Source organism: Burkholderia sp. SIMBA_051 (assembly GCF_046534915.1).
Classification (GTDB): domain Bacteria; phylum Pseudomonadota; class Gammaproteobacteria; order Burkholderiales; family Burkholderiaceae; genus Burkholderia; species Burkholderia ambifaria.
Window position 1 is genome coordinate 1 of sequence record NZ_JAWRXS010000833.1, and the last position, 239, is coordinate 239.

Consider the following 239-nt stretch of genomic DNA (forward strand, 5'->3'; position numbering starts at 1 on the left):
CATCATACTCATTTGTTATCACTGACTTTCTTTTTTGCGATGAGTTTAATGGTACCTACGCCATCAATTACTTTTGAATAATAAATATCATGGACAATATACTCTTCTGAATAAAATTGCGTTTTTAACCCAATTTTTAATTGAGGATTAGTAGAGTAGGGGAGAGTGATGTGGGCTTGGCCATCAGGAAGATTGATCGGTTGATCGGATCCGTTAACTGAAACAGTCCTCTCAAGTAC

1 protein-coding gene is annotated in these 239 nt (G+C 36.4%); it reads right to left on the minus strand.

Annotated elements, in window-relative coordinates; translation table 11 throughout:
* Nucleotides 1–8: 8 nt before the first annotated feature.
* The coding region (locus SB771_RS36785; RefSeq protein ID WP_410722257.1) for a hypothetical protein at nt 9–239 on the minus strand (231 nt) is incomplete at its 5' end.